This window comes from Coleofasciculus sp. G3-WIS-01, assembly GCF_040223135.1.
GTDB lineage: Bacteria > Cyanobacteriota > Cyanobacteriia > Cyanobacteriales > Coleofasciculaceae > Coleofasciculus.
Map to the genome: position 1 here is coordinate 1 of NZ_JAVJZI010000034.1, position 22,188 is coordinate 22,188.

The 22,188-nt window shown below is 44.8% G+C and carries 22 protein-coding genes, 1 tRNA gene and 1 pseudogene; 12 read left to right on the forward strand and 12 right to left on the reverse strand.

Annotated features, from left to right (window positions below; translation table 11 throughout):
* A pseudogene (locus RIM23_RS03665) lies at nucleotides 1–624 on the reverse strand (lipid-A-disaccharide synthase); the annotation flags it as partial.
* Nucleotides 625–711: 87 nt separating this feature from the next.
* Here RIM23_RS03665 and RIM23_RS03670 point away from each other — a divergent pair.
* On the forward strand, nucleotides 712–1,674 hold the full coding sequence (locus tag RIM23_RS03670) for an ABC transporter ATP-binding protein (RefSeq protein WP_446364542.1): 963 nt from the start codon (nucleotides 712–714) through the stop codon (nucleotides 1,672–1,674).
* 47 nt (nucleotides 1,675–1,721) lie between these two features.
* Here RIM23_RS03670 and RIM23_RS03675 read toward each other — a convergent pair whose 3' ends face one another.
* A complete protein-coding gene (locus RIM23_RS03675) occupies nucleotides 1,722–2,381 on the reverse strand; it encodes a Nif11-like leader peptide family natural product precursor (RefSeq protein ID WP_446364544.1) in 660 nt (219 codons plus the stop codon).
* A gap of 127 nt (nucleotides 2,382–2,508) precedes the next feature.
* Complete coding sequence (locus tag RIM23_RS03680) at nucleotides 2,509–3,339, reverse strand: DUF5131 family protein (protein ID WP_446364546.1); 831 nt, start codon at nucleotides 3,337–3,339, stop codon at nucleotides 2,509–2,511.
* A 204-nt stretch (nucleotides 3,340–3,543) separates the two neighbouring features.
* Between RIM23_RS03680 and RIM23_RS03685 the strand changes: the two genes are divergently transcribed.
* The 3 genes from RIM23_RS03685 (at nucleotide 3,544) to RIM23_RS03695 (ending at nucleotide 7,249) form a co-directional block, all read left to right on the forward strand.
* Nucleotides 3,544–4,209, forward strand: a complete 666-nt coding sequence (locus tag RIM23_RS03685; RefSeq protein WP_446364548.1) for a Uma2 family endonuclease — start codon at nucleotides 3,544–3,546, stop codon at nucleotides 4,207–4,209.
* Nucleotides 4,210–4,241: 32 nt separating this feature from the next.
* Complete coding sequence (gene cobJ / locus RIM23_RS03690) at nucleotides 4,242–6,227, forward strand: precorrin-3B C(17)-methyltransferase (RefSeq protein ID WP_446364550.1); 1,986 nt, start codon at nucleotides 4,242–4,244, stop codon at nucleotides 6,225–6,227.
* 110 nt (nucleotides 6,228–6,337) lie between these two features.
* Nucleotides 6,338–7,249 (forward strand): Rpn family recombination-promoting nuclease/putative transposase, encoded by a 912-nt coding sequence (locus tag RIM23_RS03695; RefSeq protein ID WP_446364552.1) that lies wholly within the window; start codon nucleotides 6,338–6,340, stop codon nucleotides 7,247–7,249.
* 156 nt (nucleotides 7,250–7,405) lie between these two features.
* Here the strand turns inward: RIM23_RS03695 and RIM23_RS03700 are convergent, their stop codons facing one another.
* A complete protein-coding gene (locus RIM23_RS03700; protein ID WP_446364554.1) occupies nucleotides 7,406–7,927 on the reverse strand; it encodes a hypothetical protein in 522 nt (173 codons plus the stop codon).
* A 58-nt stretch (nucleotides 7,928–7,985) separates the two neighbouring features.
* Here RIM23_RS03700 and RIM23_RS03705 point away from each other — a divergent pair, with 58 nt between their 5' ends.
* The 3 genes from RIM23_RS03705 (at nucleotide 7,986) to mtnC (ending at nucleotide 10,396) form a co-directional block, all read left to right on the forward strand.
* Nucleotides 7,986–8,942 (forward strand): MDR/zinc-dependent alcohol dehydrogenase-like family protein, encoded by a 957-nt coding sequence (locus tag RIM23_RS03705; RefSeq protein ID WP_446364556.1) that lies wholly within the window; start codon nucleotides 7,986–7,988, stop codon nucleotides 8,940–8,942.
* Nucleotides 8,943–9,026: 84 nt separating this feature from the next.
* Entirely contained in the window at nucleotides 9,027–9,689 is a 663-nt protein-coding gene (mtnB, locus tag RIM23_RS03710; RefSeq protein ID WP_446364558.1) for a methylthioribulose 1-phosphate dehydratase, read from the forward strand.
* Nucleotides 9,686–10,396: an acireductone synthase gene (gene mtnC / locus RIM23_RS03715; protein ID WP_446364560.1), complete on the forward strand. Its 711-nt coding sequence runs from the start codon at nucleotides 9,686–9,688 to the stop codon at nucleotides 10,394–10,396. The genes mtnB and mtnC overlap by 4 nt, the downstream gene beginning before the upstream one ends.
* A gap of 120 nt (nucleotides 10,397–10,516) precedes the next feature.
* On the opposite strand, the gene RIM23_RS03720 is transcribed toward mtnC, so the two are convergent.
* Together RIM23_RS03720 and RIM23_RS03725 are read right to left on the reverse strand one after the other, a co-directional pair.
* On the reverse strand, nucleotides 10,517–11,122 hold the full coding sequence (locus RIM23_RS03720; RefSeq protein ID WP_446364562.1) for a hypothetical protein: 606 nt from the start codon (nucleotides 11,120–11,122) through the stop codon (nucleotides 10,517–10,519).
* A gap of 644 nt (nucleotides 11,123–11,766) precedes the next feature.
* Nucleotides 11,767–13,389 (reverse strand): DUF2079 domain-containing protein, encoded by a 1,623-nt coding sequence (locus RIM23_RS03725; protein WP_446364564.1) that lies wholly within the window; start codon nucleotides 13,387–13,389, stop codon nucleotides 11,767–11,769.
* 205 nt (nucleotides 13,390–13,594) lie between these two features.
* Between RIM23_RS03725 and RIM23_RS03730 the strand changes: the two genes are divergently transcribed.
* Complete coding sequence (locus tag RIM23_RS03730; protein ID WP_446364566.1) at nucleotides 13,595–14,323, forward strand: hypothetical protein; 729 nt, start codon at nucleotides 13,595–13,597, stop codon at nucleotides 14,321–14,323.
* Between the two features lie 165 nt (nucleotides 14,324–14,488).
* On the opposite strand, the gene RIM23_RS03735 is transcribed toward RIM23_RS03730, so the two are convergent.
* The 4 genes from RIM23_RS03735 to RIM23_RS03750 all read right to left on the reverse strand — a co-directional run bounded on the left by RIM23_RS03735 (nucleotide 14,489) and on the right by RIM23_RS03750 (nucleotide 18,753).
* On the reverse strand, nucleotides 14,489–15,136 hold the full coding sequence (locus RIM23_RS03735) for a Uma2 family endonuclease (RefSeq protein WP_446364568.1): 648 nt from the start codon (nucleotides 15,134–15,136) through the stop codon (nucleotides 14,489–14,491).
* Nucleotides 15,137–15,234: 98 nt separating this feature from the next.
* Nucleotides 15,235–16,884, reverse strand: a complete 1,650-nt coding sequence (gene ribBA / locus RIM23_RS03740; RefSeq protein ID WP_446364570.1) for a bifunctional 3,4-dihydroxy-2-butanone-4-phosphate synthase/GTP cyclohydrolase II — start codon at nucleotides 16,882–16,884, stop codon at nucleotides 15,235–15,237.
* Nucleotides 16,885–17,121: 237 nt separating this feature from the next.
* The gene (gene mazG, locus RIM23_RS03745; protein WP_446364572.1) at nucleotides 17,122–17,982 is read right to left on the reverse strand and encodes a nucleoside triphosphate pyrophosphohydrolase; all 861 of its coding nucleotides are present in this window, start codon (nucleotides 17,980–17,982) and stop codon (nucleotides 17,122–17,124) included.
* A gap of 213 nt (nucleotides 17,983–18,195) precedes the next feature.
* Entirely contained in the window at nucleotides 18,196–18,753 is a 558-nt protein-coding gene (locus tag RIM23_RS03750) for a metal-binding protein (RefSeq protein ID WP_446364574.1), read from the reverse strand.
* A gap of 45 nt (nucleotides 18,754–18,798) precedes the next feature.
* On the opposite strand from RIM23_RS03750, the gene RIM23_RS03755 reads away from it, so the two are divergent.
* Nucleotides 18,799–18,870 (forward strand) — tRNA-Val (locus RIM23_RS03755).
* A 236-nt stretch (nucleotides 18,871–19,106) separates the two neighbouring features.
* Here the strand turns inward: RIM23_RS03755 and RIM23_RS03760 are convergent.
* Entirely contained in the window at nucleotides 19,107–19,355 is a 249-nt protein-coding gene (locus RIM23_RS03760) for a hypothetical protein (protein ID WP_446364576.1), read from the reverse strand.
* 174 nt (nucleotides 19,356–19,529) lie between these two features.
* Entirely contained in the window at nucleotides 19,530–19,883 is a 354-nt protein-coding gene (locus RIM23_RS03765) for a hypothetical protein (protein WP_446354191.1), read from the reverse strand.
* Nucleotides 19,884–20,183: 300 nt separating this feature from the next.
* On the opposite strand from RIM23_RS03765, the gene RIM23_RS03770 reads away from it, so the two are divergent.
* From RIM23_RS03770 to RIM23_RS03780, 3 genes are all read left to right on the forward strand, one after another.
* A complete protein-coding gene (locus RIM23_RS03770; protein WP_446364578.1) occupies nucleotides 20,184–20,639 on the forward strand; it encodes a hypothetical protein in 456 nt (151 codons plus the stop codon).
* A complete protein-coding gene (locus tag RIM23_RS03775; RefSeq protein ID WP_446364580.1) occupies nucleotides 20,629–20,751 on the forward strand; it encodes a hypothetical protein in 123 nt (40 codons plus the stop codon). The genes RIM23_RS03770 and RIM23_RS03775 overlap by 11 nt, the downstream gene beginning before the upstream one ends.
* A gap of 219 nt (nucleotides 20,752–20,970) precedes the next feature.
* On the forward strand, nucleotides 20,971–21,966 hold the full coding sequence (locus RIM23_RS03780) for a PEP-CTERM sorting domain-containing protein (RefSeq protein WP_446364581.1): 996 nt from the start codon (nucleotides 20,971–20,973) through the stop codon (nucleotides 21,964–21,966).
* Nucleotides 21,967–22,188 lie beyond the last annotated feature (222 nt).

The window sequence follows — 22,188 nt, forward strand, 5'->3', positions numbered from 1 at the left end:
TTGGGGATTGGGGATTGGTGATTGGTGATTGGTGATTGGTGATTGGGGATTGGGCGAAGCATTCGCGCTCTTGTGTTGGCATAAAACCGAGACATCTGGGCGCGAATGCTTCGCCCCTACAGCCCCTACATCCCCTACGAATGCCACATCTGCCATTAAATCTCCGACTACGGTTAACTTGTGGCGATACTTTTTTGGGGCTTTGGTAATAATATCGGGTTTCATCACGCCAAACCGATCAATCCAGCGATGCCAACGGGCATCCCATTCGGCATAAACAACGGTACGATATTTTAAGCGAGAGCCAATTACGACGGGGAAAAACTGGTCGCCGCCTAAGAATACTACCACACCGCGATCGCGCCAGTCCCAGTTTTCGGCAGTTTTCCCCCAGAGTAAGAAGCCAAAGAAATGCTGTGCCCCTTGCACTCGGTCTACTTCGGGATAGGATTGAACAATCTGGGCTTCTTTGCCTGTGGCGTTGGGACAAGGAGACAGGATAACCGAGATTCGGATCAATGCGCGATCGCATCCTAGCTGTTGGCGCAATGCTTTGACCACAGGACGTACCCATGTGGTGACTTCACCCGGACCATTGGAGAGAATTAAAATATCATTGGTCATTGGTCATTAGTCATTGGTCATTGGTCATTGGTCATTTGTCATTTGTCAAATGGAATGAGCTAACTTTAACAAAAATCAGCCAAATCAGTGAGTGCTATTCGTTTTGATCAAGTTTGTCTCCAATTTCCAGGGACACCCCAACCCGCCGTAAATGGAGTAACCTGCGACATTGAAGCGGGTCAACTGGTGGTAATTTTAGGTCTATCGGGGTGTGGTAAAACTACCGTTCTCAAGATGGTCAATCGACTGTATGAACCCACATCCGGCGCGATTTATCTGGATGGAGTCAACATCCGCCATATAAAAGTCACGAAGCTGCGTCAGCAAATTGGCTATGTGATTCAGCAGTCGGGCTTATTTCCCCATAAAACGGTGGCGGAGAATATTGCAGTTGTTCCCAAGCTGTTGGGATGGTCACGCCCAAAATACCAGTCTCGTGTTGATGAGTTATTGCAGCTAGTCGAACTACCCCCTCAAGTTTACCGGAATCGGTATCCGGCACAGCTATCTGGAGGACAGCAGCAGCGCGTTGGTGTGGCGCGGGCGTTGGCTGGTGATCCTAAATTCATGTTAATGGATGAACCTTTTGGTGCTATTGATGCGATTACTCGCCAATCTCTGCAAGACGAAATCTTACGAATTCAGCGGAAGGTACACAAAACAATTCTGTTTGTCTCCCATGATGTTGAGGAAGCGCTGCGTCTGGGGGATAAGATTATGATTTTGCAAAAAGGTAAGATTTTACAATTTGATACGCCGTTAAATATTTTGACAGCTCCTGCTAATGATTTCGTCCGGGAGTTAATGGGGGCTGATGATATATTGCGTCAGTTAAGTTTACGGCGGGTGGAGGCGGCAATGCAGCTAGTTTCTTCAGATTATCAGCATCAGGGGGAGCCTGCGATCGCGCCTCACGAGAATTTGCGTCAGGCTTTATCCCTCCTCTTACAGACAGGTAGTCAGAGATTGTCTGTCATGGATGAAGGAAAGATAATTGGTGTATTAACTTTAGAGACAATTCAAAAAGCAGCTAAAATGGGTCAGAGTTAGTCATTATTTCTCTGCCATTAACCACCTTACCCATCAGAGTGAGAGGATTATAAGGAGTTTATTAGTAAGCGTTGGTTGAAATAGCCTCTGGGTAAAAAGCACTGCTTCAAGAAAAATGGATCTTGTTCATCTCCAAATAATCCATTCCCAGGTTGGCTCAGATTACTAAAGGGTGGTACTAATCCCCACTTTTCTGCTAGTTCGAGCCAATAACCCATTTCGATGCCATCAATATTTGGAAAGACAAAAGTATCCCCTGTGCTATTGTTGATAGACACTAAACTTGATAATGACTTTATATCTATCAATAGCCAAGCCAACTCTTTTTGAGAAAAGTAATACCCCTGAGCGACAGCAATTTTGATAAATTCATCTGGATTCCGAGTCGATAGTAGCTGTTGCTTCAGAGAAGGTGTTTTTTGCGCCAGGGCTAAACAATCCCAGATTTGTTTCTGAATAATCACAAACCAGGCAAGTTCTTCTTGAGTCAACTGATAACCCTTATTTCTAGCAATTTGGATAAACTGCTCAAGGTTATGAGCTTGTAACAATTGATGACTCAACGGGTTATGTCGCTCTATAACACACAAAAAATCACGGATTTTTTCCCAGGTTATCCGATTAAATTCCTGAGACTGTTGAATTTGCTCCTGCCAATAGGGATAATTTTCTTCTGTACAGAAAAAATTCCAAATATTATAATGCATAGGTAATCTCTACTCAGTCTGACTATTGGTAGAGCAGCCTGTTCAAGATGAGTTTAGCCGAATAAGCTTATTTCATCTGTAGATACTGGCTATTAGAGTAGCATGGATTTGAGCTAAAATCCCATTGTTAACACAAACTATTATAGCGGTTCCTATGCAGGTGAGGTACACCGGAATGAATGTAGGGGCGCAAGGCTTGCGCCCTTATCGATGTACCGCATATTCTACTATCTTCCCCCCATTGTTGTTGGTGTTGTTGCCAAGCTAATGGCATCTCATCCCAAATCTTTCCATCTAGTTCTCTTCCTCTAGCTTTTGGAGTTCTACCTCCCCATTGTTTAAAGAAAAATGCAACATCAAACTTCTGACATTGGTCACGAATACTTTGCGCCCACTCTAACTTCATCGGACGATATCTATTTCCCGATTCGCCACCAACAATAACCCAATGAATATCTGTCAAATCAAGATGCAAATCACCTAGAAGCGGTTCACAAGACAGAAAGCGCACATTAGCTGAAACTTCTCGCAGGAAATCAATCCGATGAACATAGTCCTGATTTTCAACCGATACCCCCATCCAAATATTTTTATGCCAGTCTAACTGAGTAGCCAACTCAACTAAACGTTCATGTCGTTTGGTCAAAATCTGATAGATATGCTGCGGCGTTTGACCCATCACATCAAACACTTCTTTAAGAAATTCGATAGGCACGTCTTCGTGAAAAAGATCACTCATCGAGTTGACAAAGATACGACTGGGTTTACGCCAACGCAAGGGTTCTTTTATGCGTTCCCGATGCAGGGTTAAATCAAATCCATTAGGAAAATTATGATGAAACCGTTTAGTTAGTGCTTCAGCATAACAATGGGTACAACCTGGACTAACTTTGTTGCAGCCAGTTGTGGGGTTCCATGTTCGGTCTGTCCACTCGATACCTGTATGAGTGCTAGCCATATTCTCAGTCTATCCCTATAATTAATAATCTTTATTTCCGCTTATTTTTCATAGTACCTATGTATTGTAAAAATGTCCAGATTGATTTTTTATTAAAAATATCCTTGACATCAGATGAAGCGACTATATTTTATTTGATTAGGTCGGTGGAGATAAATTCAGTCTTTAAGTTAAGATAAAAGCAGAGTTGAGAGGGATATGGGTATGGTACAATCTGACTCCAAGCTCCGCTTACCAACGAGGGATGAATTGCCTGACTCTGATCGGTTGCCTGTGGATAATGAACTTCCTACTCTCGTGACCAATTTATTAGGGTTGATTCTCGGTTTCTTATGGGGTCAGCGCTTTGATTGGTTCTTTGGGGTCAATATGGGAATTTACCATACGACTGGAATCAATCCCAGAGTTCCGATTGTGCCGGATGGTTTTTTGAGTTTGGGCGTTGAACGGATTCGAGCAAATCAGCTACGTAAAAGTTATGTGGTGTGGGAAGAAAATGATATCATTCCGATTTTTATTTTAGAAATCGTCTCTGAAACACCAAGGGGAGAGTATGATGATAAATTATCAATTTATTCCAAGTTGGGAGTTTTATATTACGTCATCTATAATCCCGATTTTTGGCGCAGAGATCAACAGGAGCCATTTGAAGTTTATCGCTTAGTTAATAGCAGGTATCAACGTCAAATTGGTGAGCCATTCTGGATGCCAGAAATTGGGTTGGGAATTGGTCGGGAAATCGGCAGTCATCGAGGATTGCAGCGCGAGTGGTTGTATTGGTTTGACGAGAGAGGAAATCGGATTTTAACGCCAGAGGAATTGTTAGCGCGTTATCAAGAACAGTTTGGTGAGTTGCCAGAAAATGATTAAAGTTGTCCTGATGTTGATATTCTAAAGACGCTGTGTTGCTATTTCAAGACTTTTACCCCCTAGCCGCGATCGCAACGACTCCTACCGCCGCCCAAACCCTAGAGCCTCTGTGCCATACAGCCCGGTTGACGTTGTGGCTTCCTGAGTCTGTTCATACTCCTGAACGTAAGGATGTTCCCACCGCATCGTTCTACCAGGGTTCTCTGAAATCCCATATCGCCTCCCTCTGGCAAAACCACCGCGCTTTTATTTTCTGTTTGGCAACGGGGGCGGTGGTGCGCCTTATCGCCCCACTTTTAAAGGATAAATCCTCTGATCCAGCGGTTATCGTTGTTGATGAAACTGGGCAATTTGTGATTAGTCTATGTAGTGGACATCAAGGTAAAGCCGATCAACTGGCGAGGATGATTGCCTTGCAACTGGGGGCGACTCCTGTTTTAACCGGGGGTTCGACAGGGTTAAATTTACCCGCTATTGATATGGTGGGCATTCCCTTCGGTTGGCAAAGGGGTGAGGGCGATTGGACAGGTGTGAGTGCTGCTATAGCCAGAGGTGAACGGGTTGAGGTGATCCAAGAGGTGGGTTCTACTTTGTGGCAACAGCACCTCCCCCCAGGACATCCGTTTGTGTTCGATGGGGGCGAAGAGACGGTTGATTCTAACTCAGCTAATGCCCGGATTTGGATTAGTTTTACTCAGCGTCGCTTTTCTCCAGACTCTGATTTGCCCAAGATTCAATGGTATCCACGGGTATTATGGGTGGGGATTGGTTGTGAACGGGGAACATCGAGAGAATTAATTGAAACGGCGATAATCCAAACCTGTCAACGTTATCATCTAGCTGTAGATGCGATCGCGGGAATTGCCACGATTGATATTAAAGCGGATGAAGTGGGATTGGTGGAATTTTGTCAAGCCCGTGATTTGCCCTTGCGAACGTTTCCGGCGGAGGTGTTGCGTTCGGTAACAGTTCCTACGCCGTCAACGGTGGTGAATCAGGAAGTGGGTACTCCCAGTGTGGCAGAAGCCGCCGCCTTGGTTTGTAGTGAGCGCTTTAGCGCTTGTAGTGAGCGCTTTAGCGCTTGTAGTGAGCGCTTTAGCGCTTGTAGTGAGCGCTTTAGCGCTTGTAGTGAGCGCTTTAGCGCTTCTGGCACTAAAGTGCCGACTACGAACCTACTGGTGCAAAAACAAATTGTGCGGGCGGACAATCAACCAGGGGCGGTGACAGTGGCGATTGCGGTGGCACAACGAGAATATACGGGTAGAATTGGACAACTGTTTTTGGTGGGTATCGGACCTGGAGAGTTAGACCAAATAACGCCAGCAGCTAAAACGGCACTCTCTCAGGCTGATGCAGTTATCGGTTATTCTCTCTATATTGATTTAATTACTCCCATTTTGCATCCCGGACAAATTATTGAACGCCTGCCAATTACTCAGGAGCGCCAACGGGCGCAACGGGCGATTGAGTTAGCCCAGTGGGGACTAACGGTGGCGGTTGTGTCGTCGGGGGATTGCGGTATTTATGGGATGGCGGGATTAGTTTTAGAGGAACTCAAAGCCCAAGGTTGGGATGGGAAAATGCCAGGGGTACAAGTCTTTCCCGGCATTACCGCCCTGCAAGCGGCGGCGTCTCGCGTGGGTGCGCCTCTGATGCATGATTTTTGTGCGATTAGTTTAAGTAACTTGTTGACCCCTTGGGATGTGATTGAAAAGCGGCTGAACGCTGCTGCCCAAGCGGATTTCGTCATTGCCTTATATAATCCGCGATCGCGCACCCGGATCGAACAACTGGCAATCGCCCATAGCATCTTACTCCAACACCGTTCCCCCCAAACCCCAGTCGCGATCGTGCGATCGGCTTATCGAGAGGATGAAGAAATCACCCTTTCCACACTTGACAAATTACTCGATATCCCCATTGATATGCTCACCACTGTACTCATTGGTAATCAAAGTACCCGTCTTCACGAAGATTGGATGATTACCCCACGGGGATATTTGGTGAACGATGAATGAGATGTAGAGACGTTGCCGGCAACGTCTCTACAGAATAATTGTCGGGGTTATTCGTTTAAAGATAGAATTAAACTATCTTCCATCACTTCAGAAGCAAGAGCGAGAAACTTATGAGATTTATTAACCCGAAGGTAGATTATGCCTTTAAAAAAATATTTGGTTCCGAACAAAGCAAAGAGATCTTAATCAGCTTTCTCAATGCCATCATTTATGATGGGGAAACAGTTATTCAATCCTTAACCATTGTTAACCCTTATAATCCTGGTCAGGTACTCAGTTTAAAAGATACGTATTTAGATGTCAAAGCTATTTTAGCGGATGGTTCTATTGTCGTCATCGAAATGCAAGTCGCATCAATGACGGCGTTTAACAAACGAGTGGCTTACAACCTCGCCAAAGCCTACGCGAATCAGTTGACTACCGGAGAGGATTACCCGCTGCTTAATCCAGCCATAGCGGTAACGATTACCGATTTTATCCTGTTTAAACAAACAGCGGACGTAATCAACCAATTTGTGTTTCAAGAAAAAACCAAAAAATTTGAAATTCTCGATCAAGAATTGCAGTTAATCTTTGTGGAATTACCCAAATTCCAGAAAACCCTCTCTAAGTTAAACAGTTTAAGCGATAAATGGATTTATTTTCTGAAAGAAGCAGCCACTTTAGAGGATATCCCTGAAACGTTAGGGCAAGTATCGGAAATAGAATTGGCTTTAAATCTGGCTAACCAAGCAACCATGACTCCAGAAGAGTTAGATATCGTTGATCGACGGGGTATGCTCTTGCAAGATGAAAAGGGACGAATTACTTATGCAAAAGAAGAAGGAAAAGAAGAAGGACGACTTCAACAAACGATCGCGCTAGTGATACGTCAACTCAACAAGCGTTTTGGAGAAATCTCAGGGGCAATAACTAGCCAAGTTGAAAACTTACCTTTAGCAGAGTTGGAACGTTTAGGAGAAGATTTTTTAGACTTCACCAGTCTAGAGGATTTGGTCAATTGGCTGGAGGGGCGTACTTAAGCGCAAAAGCCGGGTAAGCCGGGGAGACGAATGACCAATGACCAATCAGTTATCAGTGAGCAGTTATCAGTTATCAGGAGTTGGGGAGCTGGGGCAGAGAATTTACAAATGACCAATGACCAATGACCAATGACCCATGACCAATGATAATCACTCTTAATCAATCACCCGATCCAGCGTTTGCCACATAATCTCCCGTTGTTCAGCATCATATTGCCAACGTTCCAGAAATGCCTTATAATTACCCTCTCCGGTTATGGCACTTTCTCGTAACGCCACCGCTTTTTCCTGAACTTGAGGCAAATTAACTCTTTCAATTAAATGAATCGCTCGTATTCGCACTCGATCTGATCCTTGCGCCATATCTTCATTCTGATTACGACGGTGGGTAATCGCCATCGCTGCTGACATGGCTAAATTTTTCACCAACAGTTCAGCAACGGTATCCGGTGAGGATTGCAGGGCTTGAATCACTTCTGGTGAGGGATGATCGGCTAAACTATCCTCAGCCGTGAGGTAGGTGACAAAGAACCCTCTAGCACCGTTTTTGGTTTGCACCAATTGGGCGATTGCATCAGCGGCTGCTACGGGGGAGAGTTCAGCGGATGACAGTTGTGTCATCAGGGATTGAGTGAGTGCGATCGCGTCTTCAAAGGTAACGTCTTCTGGAATATCCACCTGATTCCATCTCGTAATAAAATGCTAATCAAGTTATCTTGATCCAAAATTAATCCTAATGCAAGCACTTTGGCTGGAAAACAATCAACTGCAACTCCGCCAAGATATCCCCATTCCTCAACCACCATCGGGGGAAGCCTTGGTGCGCGTTATCCGGGCGGGTATCTGCAACACGGATTTGGAATTAATTCGAGGCTATTATCCCTACAAGGGTATTTTAGGTCATGAATTTGTGGGTGTTGTTGAACAAGGACCGACACAGTTGCAGGGACAACGAGTGGTGGGCGAGATTAACGCCGTCTGTGGGCAATGTCAATATTGTCAGAAGGGACAGTCAACCCATTGCGAAAACCGCACAGTATTAGGTATTGTCAACCGCCATGGTGCTTTTGCCGACTATCTCTGTTTGCCGATAGAGAATTTACATCGAGTTCCCGATAATTTAGCCACAGATTTGGCTACCTTTACCGAACCCGTCGCCGCCGCTTTGGAAATTCAGCAGCAAGTCACGGTGAGTTCGAGGGAACGGGTATTAGTGGTTGGAGATGGTAAATTGGGGCAATTAGTCGCCCAAACCCTTGCCCTAACTGGATGTGACCTTTTCGTGATTGGACGTTATCCAGATAAGTTGGCAAATTTATCTGCACGAGGAATTAAAGTGGGATTTGCCGATGCGATCGCGAAACGATCCTTTGATATATCTGTAGAATGTACAGGCAATCCGGCTGGATTTGAACTCGCCCGCCGCGCTTTGCATCCACGAGGTATTTTAGTCCTTAAAAGTACTTATGCGGGTCAGTTAACTTTTGATGCTTCTTCTCTAGTTGTAGATGAAATTACCCTGATTGGGTCGCGTTGTGGTCCTTTTGCCCCCGCCCTTGAGCTACTGGCGTCAGGACAAGTGGATGTGAAACCCCTAATTCAGGGTCATTATCCCTTACGAGACGGACTCAAAGCGGTTGAACAGGCAAAAACCAAGGGCATGTTAAAGGTTTTATTGGATATGAGTAATTAGTAGTTTGTCATTTGTCATTCGTCATTTGTCATTTATAACAACTAAAATGAGTATTCATGATCAAAACAGGGAGGTTCAAGTCGGGTGCAAATCGGATGGTTAGAAGATAAACAGACGCGGGCAAAGGCGATTGAACTGACAAATGTTATTCGTTATTTTGCCAATCGCGGTTGGACGCCAGCCACCAGTTCTAATTTTTCATTCGTCAAGGATAGAGAACAAAAAGCCTTTGTTATTTCTCGTTCTGGACAGGATAAAAGCCAGTTTAAACCCAATCACTTAATGATAGTAGACGAACAAGGTCAAGCTATTGCACCGAAAGAGGCAAAACCCTCAGCCGAAACCTTAATTCACCTGAGTCTTTATAAATGGCAACCCGTTGAATGTGTCCTACATACCCATTCTCCGGCGTCTACCGTGTTATCGATGAAATATGCTGGATCAGGGATTGATTTTGCCCATCCTGGTGAAATGACCTTTACGGGCTACGAAATTAAAAAAGCCTTTGACGGAATTGACACCCACGACACAACCGTGAGGCTTCCCGTTTTTCCCAATTCCCAAAATATGGTAGAATTTGCAGAGAATTTGGATCGATATTTAGCCCGGAGTGACGAGTTATTGGGATTCGCGATCGCGGGTCATGGTTTGTATACATGGGGAAAAACAATTCAGGCGGCGAAACGTCATGTTGAAGCCTGGGAATTTCTGTTCGAGTGTCGTTTATTGGAGTTAAGGATTGGATGAGTGTTACGCTACCCAATATCAAGTATATTTTGTTGGATATTGAAGGCACAACCTCCGATATTCAATTTGTCCATCAGGTGATGTTTCCTTACTCTAGAGAACGGTTGGAACAGTTTGTTTTAAGCCATAAGAATTTAGAGGAGGTGGTTGAGGCGATTAACCTGACGCAGCAAACGGTTAAAGCCGAACAAGGACAAGATATTGATTTAGAGGGCGCGATCGCAACCTTACTCGAATGGATTGATCGCGATCGCAAACACCCCGCCCTGAAATCGATTCAAGGACTAATTTGGAAAGAAGGGTTCGAGACGGGGGCATTTAATGCACATATTTATCCGGATGTCAAGCCTAAGTTAGAAGAATGGACGCGATCGGGGTTAAAGTTAGGCATATATTCATCGGGTTCAATTGCAACTCAAAAAATGTTCTTCAGCCACACGGTAGAGGGAGATCTAACCCCACTGTTTTCTAACTATTTCGATTTAACAACGGGAAGTAAAAAAGAAGCGATTAGTTACGAACAGATTAGCGATGTTTTAGGATTAGCACCCAATAAAATCGTCTTCTTTTCCGACGTTCCAGCCGAATTAGTAGCGGCGCGAGAGAAAGGTTTACAAGTGGTTCATGTCAAGCGAGAGGGAACAGAATCTTGGTCTGACGTGCCAGAAGTAGAATCTTTTCAAGAGATATCAATATCACAAACTTAGCCGAAATTGTCGGGACGCCTCGTCTTGCGCCCGATTCATCCGATACGGCATTGTTGTCCTATCTCAAAAAATCAGTTCACGCCTCAAAACACAGGTAAATCTCAAACACATCTTCTTACTTTACCCCGGCTGTATCATCCACACCAAAAAGGCTAAAATTTGCTCAACTGGTGGGAGGGGATAAATGACCAAATCAATCGTGACTGTGGTGGCTTCTAGTTTGAGAAATTGCCATTGGTTGCCATTACTAACAGTACCATATATACTCTGAAGCGGTTTTTCTTTAGCGATGTTAAATTTCTGGGCAGCAACCATTTCCGCCACACATTGACCAATTCCTGATTTAAGGTTAGCTTGTTTAGCCTCCACAATCACAACCGCCGGGGCTTCAATGTCTAAAAGTTCGGGGGAACGACTGATGAGGAAGTCACAACGTCCATTGAGTCCCAGTGATTCATCGACGTTAAACTCTTCGCCAGAAAATAAACTAATTTGGCGGTTTAAAATGCGCCGCACTTCCACTAGAACCGGGCTAATAATTAATTCAGATCTGGCTTTTTCACTCCCTGTAGCCACGGCTAGAGGGAGATTTTCTTCCAGAATGGCGGCTAAGGTAGAACTGGGTTGAATCGGTTCAATTTCCGGCAGAAATCTGATGTTCTCTACTGTCGTGAGGTTGAAGGCTTCTTTGGCTTTAGCCAGAGTAGTGAATTGGCTGTATGGCATGGTTGTCCTATCTGATCAAATCAGTTCGTACCTCAGAAAATCGCTTAAACCAACGTTGTCTAAGTTGAGAATTACTGGAGTTGAAGTAATCATTGCCATGCCATAAACTCCTAGAATACCGACCCGTTGAAACTGGCATATCCTCTCATATTAGCAGATAGGTTAGACTCGCGATCGCAGGTTTCCCCCTTATCCCCTAACTTCTTCCCACCACCCGACTGAGATAAGCAAAACTTTTAGTCTTTACGCTTACCTTTTAATCATTTAAACTTAATCAAATTTAACACAGGCAGAAAACGTCACGGGTCAATCCTGATTTGATCGGGGTTTGAGGTTGTAGTACTTTATTACAGCGCTTTGCGCTGTAATAAAGTACAGTAAATAAAAGTCCCCCTTTTTAAGGGGGATGCGAGGGGGATCGACAATGTACCGCATAGCAGAGCAAACTGCTGTAACTTAATCTTGTATTGTGCCATTCTTATCAATGGATAATTAGTAATTGATAATTGACAATTGATTAATTGGGTCTAAGACCTCTTCGTTTACGAAGAAATTAAAAAAGATTTTCCTTAATTTCAATCCTCTTCTTTTAAGGAGAGGTCATTATCAATTGTTCATTATCCATTGTCAATTTGTGAACTCGATCAACGGTTAACCAACTGTTTCCGAAACACCAACCATTTTCCCATGGCATCAGAATTAGAGTCTACACCTTTGTTCAATAAAATTACCCCATCCTCAAAGCCAATAATGCCATACTCCTGCTTTCCAGTTACCGTATCAATTAGCGATACCAGCATTTCTAAGAGTCCTCGTTCCTGATCAAAAGCTACCTGATATTGCTGCAACCGCCAAAGATCAGCAATCATATAGTCTACATTAATTACCTCCTGCTGATCATTGCGTAACCTTAAATCAGGTAAGCGGATAATGTCACGGCGACTAGAGAGATGAGGAATAATATAAGTCGTCGCCGAAACACTCGCATCCGGTGGAATTTGGGCAAATAAAGGACGCATTTCTTGCACATGGTGCCACTGTTGGGGTAATGAAATATGTACCCACGGATCAAAGGAATCGGGTAAGATAAAATAAAAGGCACGATTTAAGGCTGAAGCACTGGATGTATAGGAAAAAATTAGAGTCAAACTAATACAAAAAATCCAAAAATATCGAAATAGCGATCGCTTATATAAATCTTGATGCTGTGACCACCAAAGAATCGCCCCATAAAATATCCCTGGCACTACCGTCATTGCATAGCGAATATTAATCGCGAGTACCGATTCTCCCTTACCCAAAAATAACTTAAGTAAGGGAAATCCAGCTATCATCCAAGAGGCGGGTGAAATAGCTGGTACAAATGCCAGAGGTAACCATTGTCCCAATAAATAATTCAACGTGCGACCAAAGGGTGTAACCAATTCCACCAACACCCGCCCCGGATTACTCACCATTCCCCAGATGATTTCCAAGGTCGAAGCCTCATCCCCTGAAGCATATTGACCGAATCGTTCCATCATAAACCGTTGAGAAATATCCTCGGAAAATAACGGCATAACTAGATTCGTCAACAGAATCATATAGCCAAAACTTAGGCTACAAACCCCTAAACCAATCCGGGGATATCGCCGACTCAGGATTAGGTAAACTCCCACACCAAATAATCCGATTCCCGCATCTTCGCGCACGGCTAAAAGTAAAACGGCTAATAGCCAAAACAGCCACCAGCAGCGTTTTTCCATAGCTAGCAGCAGTCCGAAAACAAACAAAGGAATCTGGGAAATATCGTGAAAGTTCGATAAAGTTGGAGCAATAACCGCATTAGCACAGTAAAAGCTAACCGTAATCATCCCAGCTAAGGTTGGTTCCAGATACTCTCGTGCGAGAACATACAGAACTAAACCCGCCGCCGTGACGAAGGTTACCTGCAATACGGTTAACGTGGCGGGTGTGGGAAATAAAGCATACAGCGGTAACCACAGTAACAACGCTGGGGTAAAATGTTGTCCCAAACGATGATAATTCACCCTAGGAACTTCTCCCTGATGAACCACATTCGTCGAAAGTTGAGAGGATAGAGAACTCTCAAAAAAACGTCCGTGCAGGTTATTCCAGAAGACTTGATTAAAAATACCTTGGTCGTAGGAAGAGTAAAAAGTATAGTGTCGATGTAAGCCTAAAATTAAGGTAATACAAAAAAAGGCGACTGCCGCCTTAATCGCTAAACTTGATAGAGATACCTGAGAAAATTTTAATCGCACCATATTATTTCAGGTTGTATAGTTCATCTATTTTGTAGGTTGGGTTGAGGGACGAAACCCAACGCCATCGTTATAGCAGTCGCCCATGGACTTGATATCACTCACCCACTCATTAGACCAAGAGACAAATTGTATCGTAAATTATATAGATTCTGTTCTCCGTTCCCTATTTTGCTACCATAGCGGGAGTCCCCTTGCTAATTGTAAGATGATCAAGACAATTCCCTTAAGCTTGTGCTTGTTGAGTGGCATCCTATTCACAGGCAATCCAGTTAATGCTGATATACCCCTAACTCAAGCCTCCACTGCATCCCCAACAGTTCCCCAAAGGATTTCCCAAGCCTCCACCTCTGCCAATGTCAAGCTGTTACTAGAAGACTTACCTGAGGGATTTCAGGAACTCCCCCCCGAATTAGCCGCCTCACTTGCCTCTCAGTTTAGACTCCTAACCCAGCAATTCCAGCAAGCCAACCTGAACCCAGAAAATTTATTCGCCTTTGTCAATCCCGAAAGCTTCCAAATTGTTCTAGGATTTACCAGTCCCCTGTCTAGCGAACAGGATTGGGTAAACTTTGATACCAATGTACAACAGTTACAACAACCCGAAATTCAACAGTTGCTGGTTAGCCAACTGAAGCAACGATTGCAAGGGATGGGAGAAATAAACGTATTGGAATACAAACCCCTCCCAGAATTGAATAATTTGGCAGATACTTCAACAGGCTTTACCTTAGGTATCGATATGGAAGGAACACCTCTACAATTAGACATGGCAACCTTTCGCCGAGGTGGAATGGTTGCATTCACTGGGGTAATGTATCTGAATGGACAAATGCCATTAATTCAAGTTGGTGATGTTGCCCAAAAGCTTGATGGTCGTATTGTAAAAGTTTCGGCTCAATCCTACCCGGCTAGTTTAGCCAATTATCGGTTTTAAATCCCCAACCTACAACGTAGATATACACCCACCTGGCGTATATGTAGGGGCGGGTTTCACGACTATCTTTTCGGTTGCACAAGGGATGTGACTAAACCCGCCCCGATAAAGCCATGGCGCGTCTCTACCATAAGATGCGTCCTAACCGCTATGGCGATTGCTATATCATCGATCAATTCTCTGCCTAATCCACTTCCGAAAAGCCCTTAAAGCCGCACTTGAACCTTGCGTCAAACTCATTTGGACAAATTGTAAAACCCCCTCAATCATCGGGAAATTCTCAAAAGTAGGACTCAAAGAAGACTCAACATAATCACCCGCTTGCAGGACATTAATTTTTAAAGTTCCCTGAGAAAACTGCCATAACTCCGGCACTCCCAAAGCGGCATAAGCACTCAGTTGTGTTTTGGAGGTAACATCAACCTCAATGGCGAGATCAGGGGGGGGATCTACCGTTAAATCTAATCGTCTTTTGCCAATCATTAAACGATGATTTTGAATATAAAAACAATTATCTGGATCGATTCCTGCTGCCATATCCTGGCGCTTGAACGTCGTTGAACCGTAACATTCGCGGTCAATCTCCAATTCTTCTAGCAAAATCTTTACCATGTCACCAATAATTTCTTTATCAAATTCATGTTCTGGTAATGGCATCCTAATTTCTAATTGACTGTGATAGTAAGCTACTCTAGTCGCTCGTTTTTCACCGAGTTCTTGCAAAATATCCTCAAATTTTGACCAGTTTACATCAGTCAAAATAATCCGCTGTCCTAGAGGAACACTTAACTGTTTGAGTTGTAATGTTACCATTTATAGTTACCTTCAATACGGGTTGACAAACGGTTATAGCAATGCTATATAAGAATGTTTAAATAACTCTTTAACAAAGGACAAAGGACAAATAACCCTTACCGCTCAAAACTGTAGATTTTTTGCGTGGTTAAATGATCAAATACACGGGAGGGACACTGATTCAGTGAAAACATTTGCCGATCAAGCTGAACTTGCAAACTAAGCAGGGGATCGACACCAGTAGACACTAGAAACTCTAGGCGTCCCAGTTGCGTCCAAGTACTGAGTGTATCTAAGATTTTCGCGATCGCAACGCAGTAGGGATGATTGCTATCCTTGTACCAGTCTGGTTCTGCCAGGTTAGCTTGATCAAAGCCCAAGTGAACAATTAAGGACGGTTTCCCAAATAGTGCGATCGCCACAGGACGGGCTTCTTCCTGTAATAGTAAGTTATGGCTTGCTGCTAAATGTCGCAGTTTTTCCAGTCGTTCATACCGTTGTGTCACCGGTTGCGGCGCATCTAACCACTGAATTCCCACAGTGACTAAATAAGTTTGTAGCAACAGATGCCCCAGTTTCTGTGCCTTAGTGGCTAAATAGATCGAGTTATAGTCATTCGCTTCAATCAACAGAGGAACCCGATCAACCACCTCAATCCCGTACCCCCTTAATCCAGCAATCTTACGGGGATTATTGGTAATCAGGCGAATTTTTTTGACGCCAATATCATTGAGCATTTGCGCTCCCATCCCATAGTTACGCAGATCCGCCGGAAATCCCAAGCGTTCATTCGCCTCCACGGTATCGAGTCCCATATCCTGGAGGGAATAGGCTTTGAGCTTATTCACCAAACCAATTCCCCGTCCCTCTTGGCGCAAATACACCAACACCCCTTGACCCGCCGCCTCAATCATTTTTAATGCGGCTTCCAGTTGCTGACGACAATCACAGCGCAGGGAACCCAAAGCATCTCCCGTGAGACATTCCGAGTGCATCCGTACCATCACAGGTTGGTCTTGGAACGTTTCCGGATCTCCCTTGACAATTGCCACATGTTCTGTTTTGTCCAAGGTATTGCGATAGCCATAAATTTTAAACGTGCCAAACTCTGTCGGCAATTTAGCCACCGTTTCCCGGTAGACGAAGCGATCATGTTGCAGGCGATAACTAATTAAATCGGCAATGCTAATCAGTTTGAGATTATGCTGTTTAGCATACTGAATCAACTGCGGCAAACGCGCCATAGACCCATCGGGATTTTGGATCTCACAGATCACCCCGGCTGGGTATAAACCTGCCAATCGCGGTAAATCCACCGCCGCTTCCGTATGACCCGCCCGCTTGAGGACACCTCCTTCTCTAGCGCGGATCGGGAAAATATGACCCGGACGACGTAAATCACAGGGTTTAGTGTGGGGATTAATCGCAATTTGGATCGTTCGCGCCCGGTCTTCTGCCGAGATACCCGTTGTCACCCCCAGATGGGATGCTGCATCAATACTAATCGTGAAAGCCGTTTGATTGCTATCGGTATTTTTGGTAACCATTAACGGCAAATCGAGGGCATCGAGGCGTTCTCCCATCAGCGCCAGACAAATCAAGCCCCTGGCTTCCACCGCCATGAAATTAATCATATCTGGTGTAGCAAATTGGGCAGCGCAAATTACGTCCCCTTCGTTCTCCCGGTTTTCATCGTCAACCACAACCAAAGCGCGACCGGCTTTGAGGTCGGCTAGAGCTTCATCAATCGAGTTGAATTCAAACAAAACAGTTTCAGGCGATTCCACGTCAAAAGCGCGAGTGCTAGATCCTTAAGATTTATAGCGTGAGTTACTTTTTGATTGTATCCCGTTTATCTGGGCAAAGAATTATCGGGGTGAAAGAGTTTTTTGTGTAGAGACGTGCCATGGCGCGTCTTGAGTACAGGGGCGGGTTTCCATAATGCTTGGATAAATTTTTTCTCCCCCATCTTCCAGACGTAGCAGGCTACGTCTCTACTGCCCTTACTCTCCCATCTCCCCCATCTGTGACTGCTTTAATGCCGCTTTCGCTTGCTGCCAAAGCTGCTCTAATTCATCCAGGGTATACTCAGACAAGGAACGAGTTGCGATCGCTTCCATACCTGACAAACGCTGGATAAAGCGTTCGTTGGTATCTTGCAGCGCTGTGGCTGGGTCAAGATCATACCAACGGGCGACATTAATTAGTGTAAACAATAAGTCCCCCAGTTCTGAGAGCTGCTCCTCTTTCCCTTCTTGGTCAATTGCCTGATGGAATTCGGCTAATTCTTCGGCGAATTTTGCCCAAACCCCATCGACATCATTCCATTCAAATCCGGCTGCTGCGGCTTTTTGGGAAATTTTCATCCCTGCCATTAAGGGGGGGAGTTTCCGGGCGTATCCTTGGAGTTTACGACTCAACCGTTGTGCTTCGGCTGAAGTTTCTCCTTTTTCAGCAGCTTTGATTTGCTCCCAATTGTAACGGACTTCTTCGGCGTCTTGCACATTGACATCGCCAAAGACGTGGGGATGACGACGGATGAGTTTTTCGGTAATGCCATCCGCCACTTCTTTGAGGGTAAAATGACCGACTTCGGCGGCGATTTGGGCTTGTAATACTACCTGAAGGAGTAAATCACCCAATTCTTCCGCGATCGCTTGGGGATGGCCACTGCGAATGGCATCGACAACTTCATAAGCTTCTTCAATCACATAAGGAGTTAACGTCTCCGGCGTTTGGGCAAGATCCCAAGGACAGCCTCCATCGGGCGATCGCAACTGGGCAACCACATCGATAAGCTGTTGTAGGGCAGCTAATACCGAGGCTTGAGGGGAGGTTTGGGCAATGTCTGGGGAATTGGACATCAGGGGCTATTCAACAACCACGTAACTATTCTTAACGAGATTGCCGATTTGTGCCAATCCATGAGTGCAAGGGATAGGGAAGCGGGGGAAGCTGGTAGAGACGTAGCATGCTACGCCTGGGAACTGGGGGAGCAATGTTCCAGCAATGGACTGGCGTTCGAGGATGCAGGAATATTGGTTAAACATGGTTGTTATATCGCAGAAGTATTAAGTTCATCGATTTGAGGTTCGCTGGCGTTTGGTGGATTTACGGCGCGGCTTTTGCTTTTGACGCTGGTAGCGCTTGTAGGTGGAACTTGTCCAATCACTGACGGAGTGGAGGATAGCGCCGAGTTCTAAGCCGATAAATAAAGCAATCCAGTGGGCTTGATAATCCAGGAGCGATCGCTTGATATGTTGTTTTAACTCTTCCCCAGTCCAAGGTACAGCCTGGAATAAGTACATAATCACAAATCCGACTCCCGCTAGGGCGATAATCCAACTTCCCAGATAGAGGATACGAATCGTAGTCCCCAGGATAAAGCCGTGGGAAAAAATAGAGCGGTGGCGCATCACCTTTTGGTAGGGTAGCCAAATCCAGCGCAGCCACCCCCAGCGTTTAAAGGGGCGTGAGTAGAGATCTAAGTCGGGACTGAACATGAGTCCACTAAAAAAAAATCCTCCAGATACGATCAGGGTTAAATCCCCATTCCTAGTCATGATGCGGGTTACAGCGGTTACAAGGGGGATGCTCCATAAGGTAATGCGATCGTGTATTTGACCAGAGGGCATATTTTTGGTAATTTTGTGTTAATCTAAGTAAGTATGATACATACTGGGCGGTTAGCTCAGCGGTAGAGCGCCTGCCTTACAAGCAGGATGTCACTGGTTCGAATCCAGTACTGCCCATTTTTGTCCATTAATGTAATGTCCCTTAAAGAGCTATTTGTCAGTTTTAAGGACTTAGTGTCATGAAACCTGATAGACAGTTTCCTATTGGGGGAGCTAAATAATGCAGAAAGCTATGCTGCTACTAGCTTTCTGCAAATCTCCCCTCTTTGCCTATAGAGGATCTTGGACTTATACCAAGACAGAATTACTTATGGGTAGGTTTGTATAGGTTTTTAGAAGCGGCTAAACCCTACCTATGCAGCGTATAACTTCATCTGACTCCTCAAAATCTGCTGGATCTTTTGGTGTAACTCGGCTTGGGTATGATAGTGAAGGGTTTCCAAAGACGCCACTAACCGTTGCTTATCACACAAAGGTAACATAGCCATCAACTCATCCGCCTCTTCTAGCATACGCTCTTGGGCTTCTGGAATCAGGTTCATCCAATTCGATAACAACAAGTTACGCTCTATAATCGTTAATTTCCACTGATATTCAGGCATCCTGACCGGCTCCTCTATTCCTTCGTTTTCCTTTGTTCAAGATTTACAGGTGTGGATCAGGATGCTTTTGATTTAACTCACAACTCCCTCATCTTCCGGACTTCGTCCCACTTGGCGAACATCTATCTCATCTCCTATAACGGGTGTATTATCCCACTCTTTCTGGAATCAGGCTCATCCCCGGATAACCGATTTCCTCGCCCAATCTCTCGCATTTTCCATATAAATCAGTATCCTTTTCCAATACTTTCTCCAGTCTCCCTCTATCTTCAAGCAGTTTTTGACTGTCTCTAGGTAGAAAATAGTCGTGCGGCGTTCATCATTGTCAGGACATCGCTCCAAAATCAGATTGTAGAGCTGTTGCCAATGATGTTGCCAGTTACCTTGCTCCGGATGGAAAATTGCCTCAAACAAATTTCGCCAGAAAAACTCAATCGTGCCAATCTCCTTGAGATTTTCTGGCGTTGGTTTATCCCAGCCAGTATGGCGAGCGCGTAAATCACTAATCGGCGGCATATGTCCGCTCATAGATAACAAGGGGGGCTAAAATCACTGCTGCATATTGTACCCGTACCCAGAGATAATGGGATGGTGGATGACAATAGGGCAAGAGATAAGGGAAGCAGGGTCATCGAAGATACTTCTGTAGAGTATCTCTACATTTATGGAGAGCATATTAATACCATAAATTAATTTATTTGTCAAAACAATGGCGATAGTTTTTCGGGAATAAACCTTAAGTAGGGTAACTAGCGAAACCTCTATTTCCCTGGTTTTCCTGGGGGATTGGGGAGAAGTTATCTATTTATTCTTTATTCTGGAATCGCCATGAAGCATAGTGACTGGTTGCGTATAACTACAGAAGGTGAACGTCTTTGTTCGGTTCTCAGACAGCAGGGGTATCAATGTCAAAAACAACCTCGCCGTCTGGCTTGGAAAGTCACCAAAGCAGAAGATTCTCATACATTGACCTATTTACCCGCACCTGTGGCAAGTTGGACAGTTTTACCCAATCAGGAAACTCCAGCCCGAAAACAACTGATGTTATTGGTACATAATGCTCTCAAACAGGAACGGTTAGACACCCTGATCAGTAAGCCAGACGTTCAAGAACCCTTAGACTTAACCCGCCCTTGGGTGATCATCCGCTTGTTGAATGATGCTCGTCGCTGTACGGTAGCCCGATTTTACAACCGTCAAGATGCCGAAGATCACCAACGTGTACTCAGTCGCTTTATGCGTGGGGCTGAATTTGAGGTGATTTTTGACCCTTATGAGGAGTGATGTCAGTTTAGCGATCGCCACTCATCTGGTGATCGTCAGTTTGGCTGATCCCCCTAGGCAATGGGGCAATTACAGCACCGCTTCAGGGGGCGCGATCGCTTTTTTGAACTGAGTATCTTCATCAAATCTTCATCAAAATTGGGGAACTTTTTATGAAAACTTTATAAAAAATACTGAACTAAACTGAGCGTCAAGCTTCATGAAAACTTTATAAAATAGAATGGCAATTTTCATGGAATCTTTACCCAAATGTTTCGGGATAAAAATATGATAAAAAAAAGACTTAATAAGTTAATCACTTCCACACTTCAAACAGCTACACCCGGAAACAATGAACAAGAATCTAAAGAAAATTGCCGTTGCCAGCGCCAGTACAGTTTTAGGTGCCACCGCAGCCCTCAGCCTCTCTATCCCCGCTCAAGCGGCTTTGATTGGTCCGGCTCAAGGTTTTAATGTTTTCGCCTTTGATGATATAGACCTTTACAATGTGGATGCTCACGGTAGGATAGCCGTTGGTGGCGATGCGAAACTGACTAATTTTGGAACGGCGAGCGAGTTGCCGCCTGAGGGTGCAGGTGACACTCTAGTGGTTGGCGGCGACTTAAACTATACCAATGGTCAAGTCTATGTCGGTGATGTGGTGGTGGGTGGCCGCATTACTCTCTCCGGCGTGGCTATCCCCAATGGTCAGTATGGAGTAGGAAATCCTATTAATTTTGCTGAGGCTGAGCAATTCTACAAGAATTATTCTGCTCAATTGGGGGGTTTAGCTACTAACAGTACAGTCCAAAATAACTTTGGTACGCTTAATTTAGATGGTACTAGTTCCGATCTAAACGTTTTTGAGCTAGATGCCTCTGAGCTCGCTAGTGCAAATGGTTTAAATCTTACATTTAATCCAAACTCGACGGTGTTGGTTAACGTAACGGGGAACCCATTCAATCTCACGAGTGGTTTTCAAATGAATCTCAATGGTAATCCCAACGGTGCTGGTGCTAACCGGGTTTTATTCAACTTTGTTGATGCTACACAGTTAAACTCGACAGGTTTTTCTTGGCAAGGCAGCGTTTTAGCTCCGTTGGCTGAGTACAATGAGTTCTCGAATGGTCATATTAATGGGCAAATGATTGCTCGATCAATTACGGGAAATGGAGAATTCCACATCGTTGCTCCGAATAATGGAGGAAGTTCGGTACTATTTGAAGGAGATTTGCCTGATCCAGAAGCTGTTCCCGAACCGCTAACGATTCTGGGTTCCGGTATGGCGTTAGGATTCGGTGCTTTCTTTAAACGCCAACAGTCCAAAAAGCAGAAGAATGCCAATTAATTGGTTTGATTATCAGGGTGTGTCGGGGTAAGTTATATATATCTGTGTCAACTCAAGACTGAAACCCTTACTCCAGAAGAGATCCCCCCAAGCCCCCCACCCCCCCCCCCCCCCCACCCCCCCACCCCCCACCCCCCCCCCCCCCCATCCCCCCTAGCCCCCAACCCCCCTAGCCCCCCATTGAAAGGGGGGAAAAAGGGGGGAAAAAGGGGGGAAAAAGGG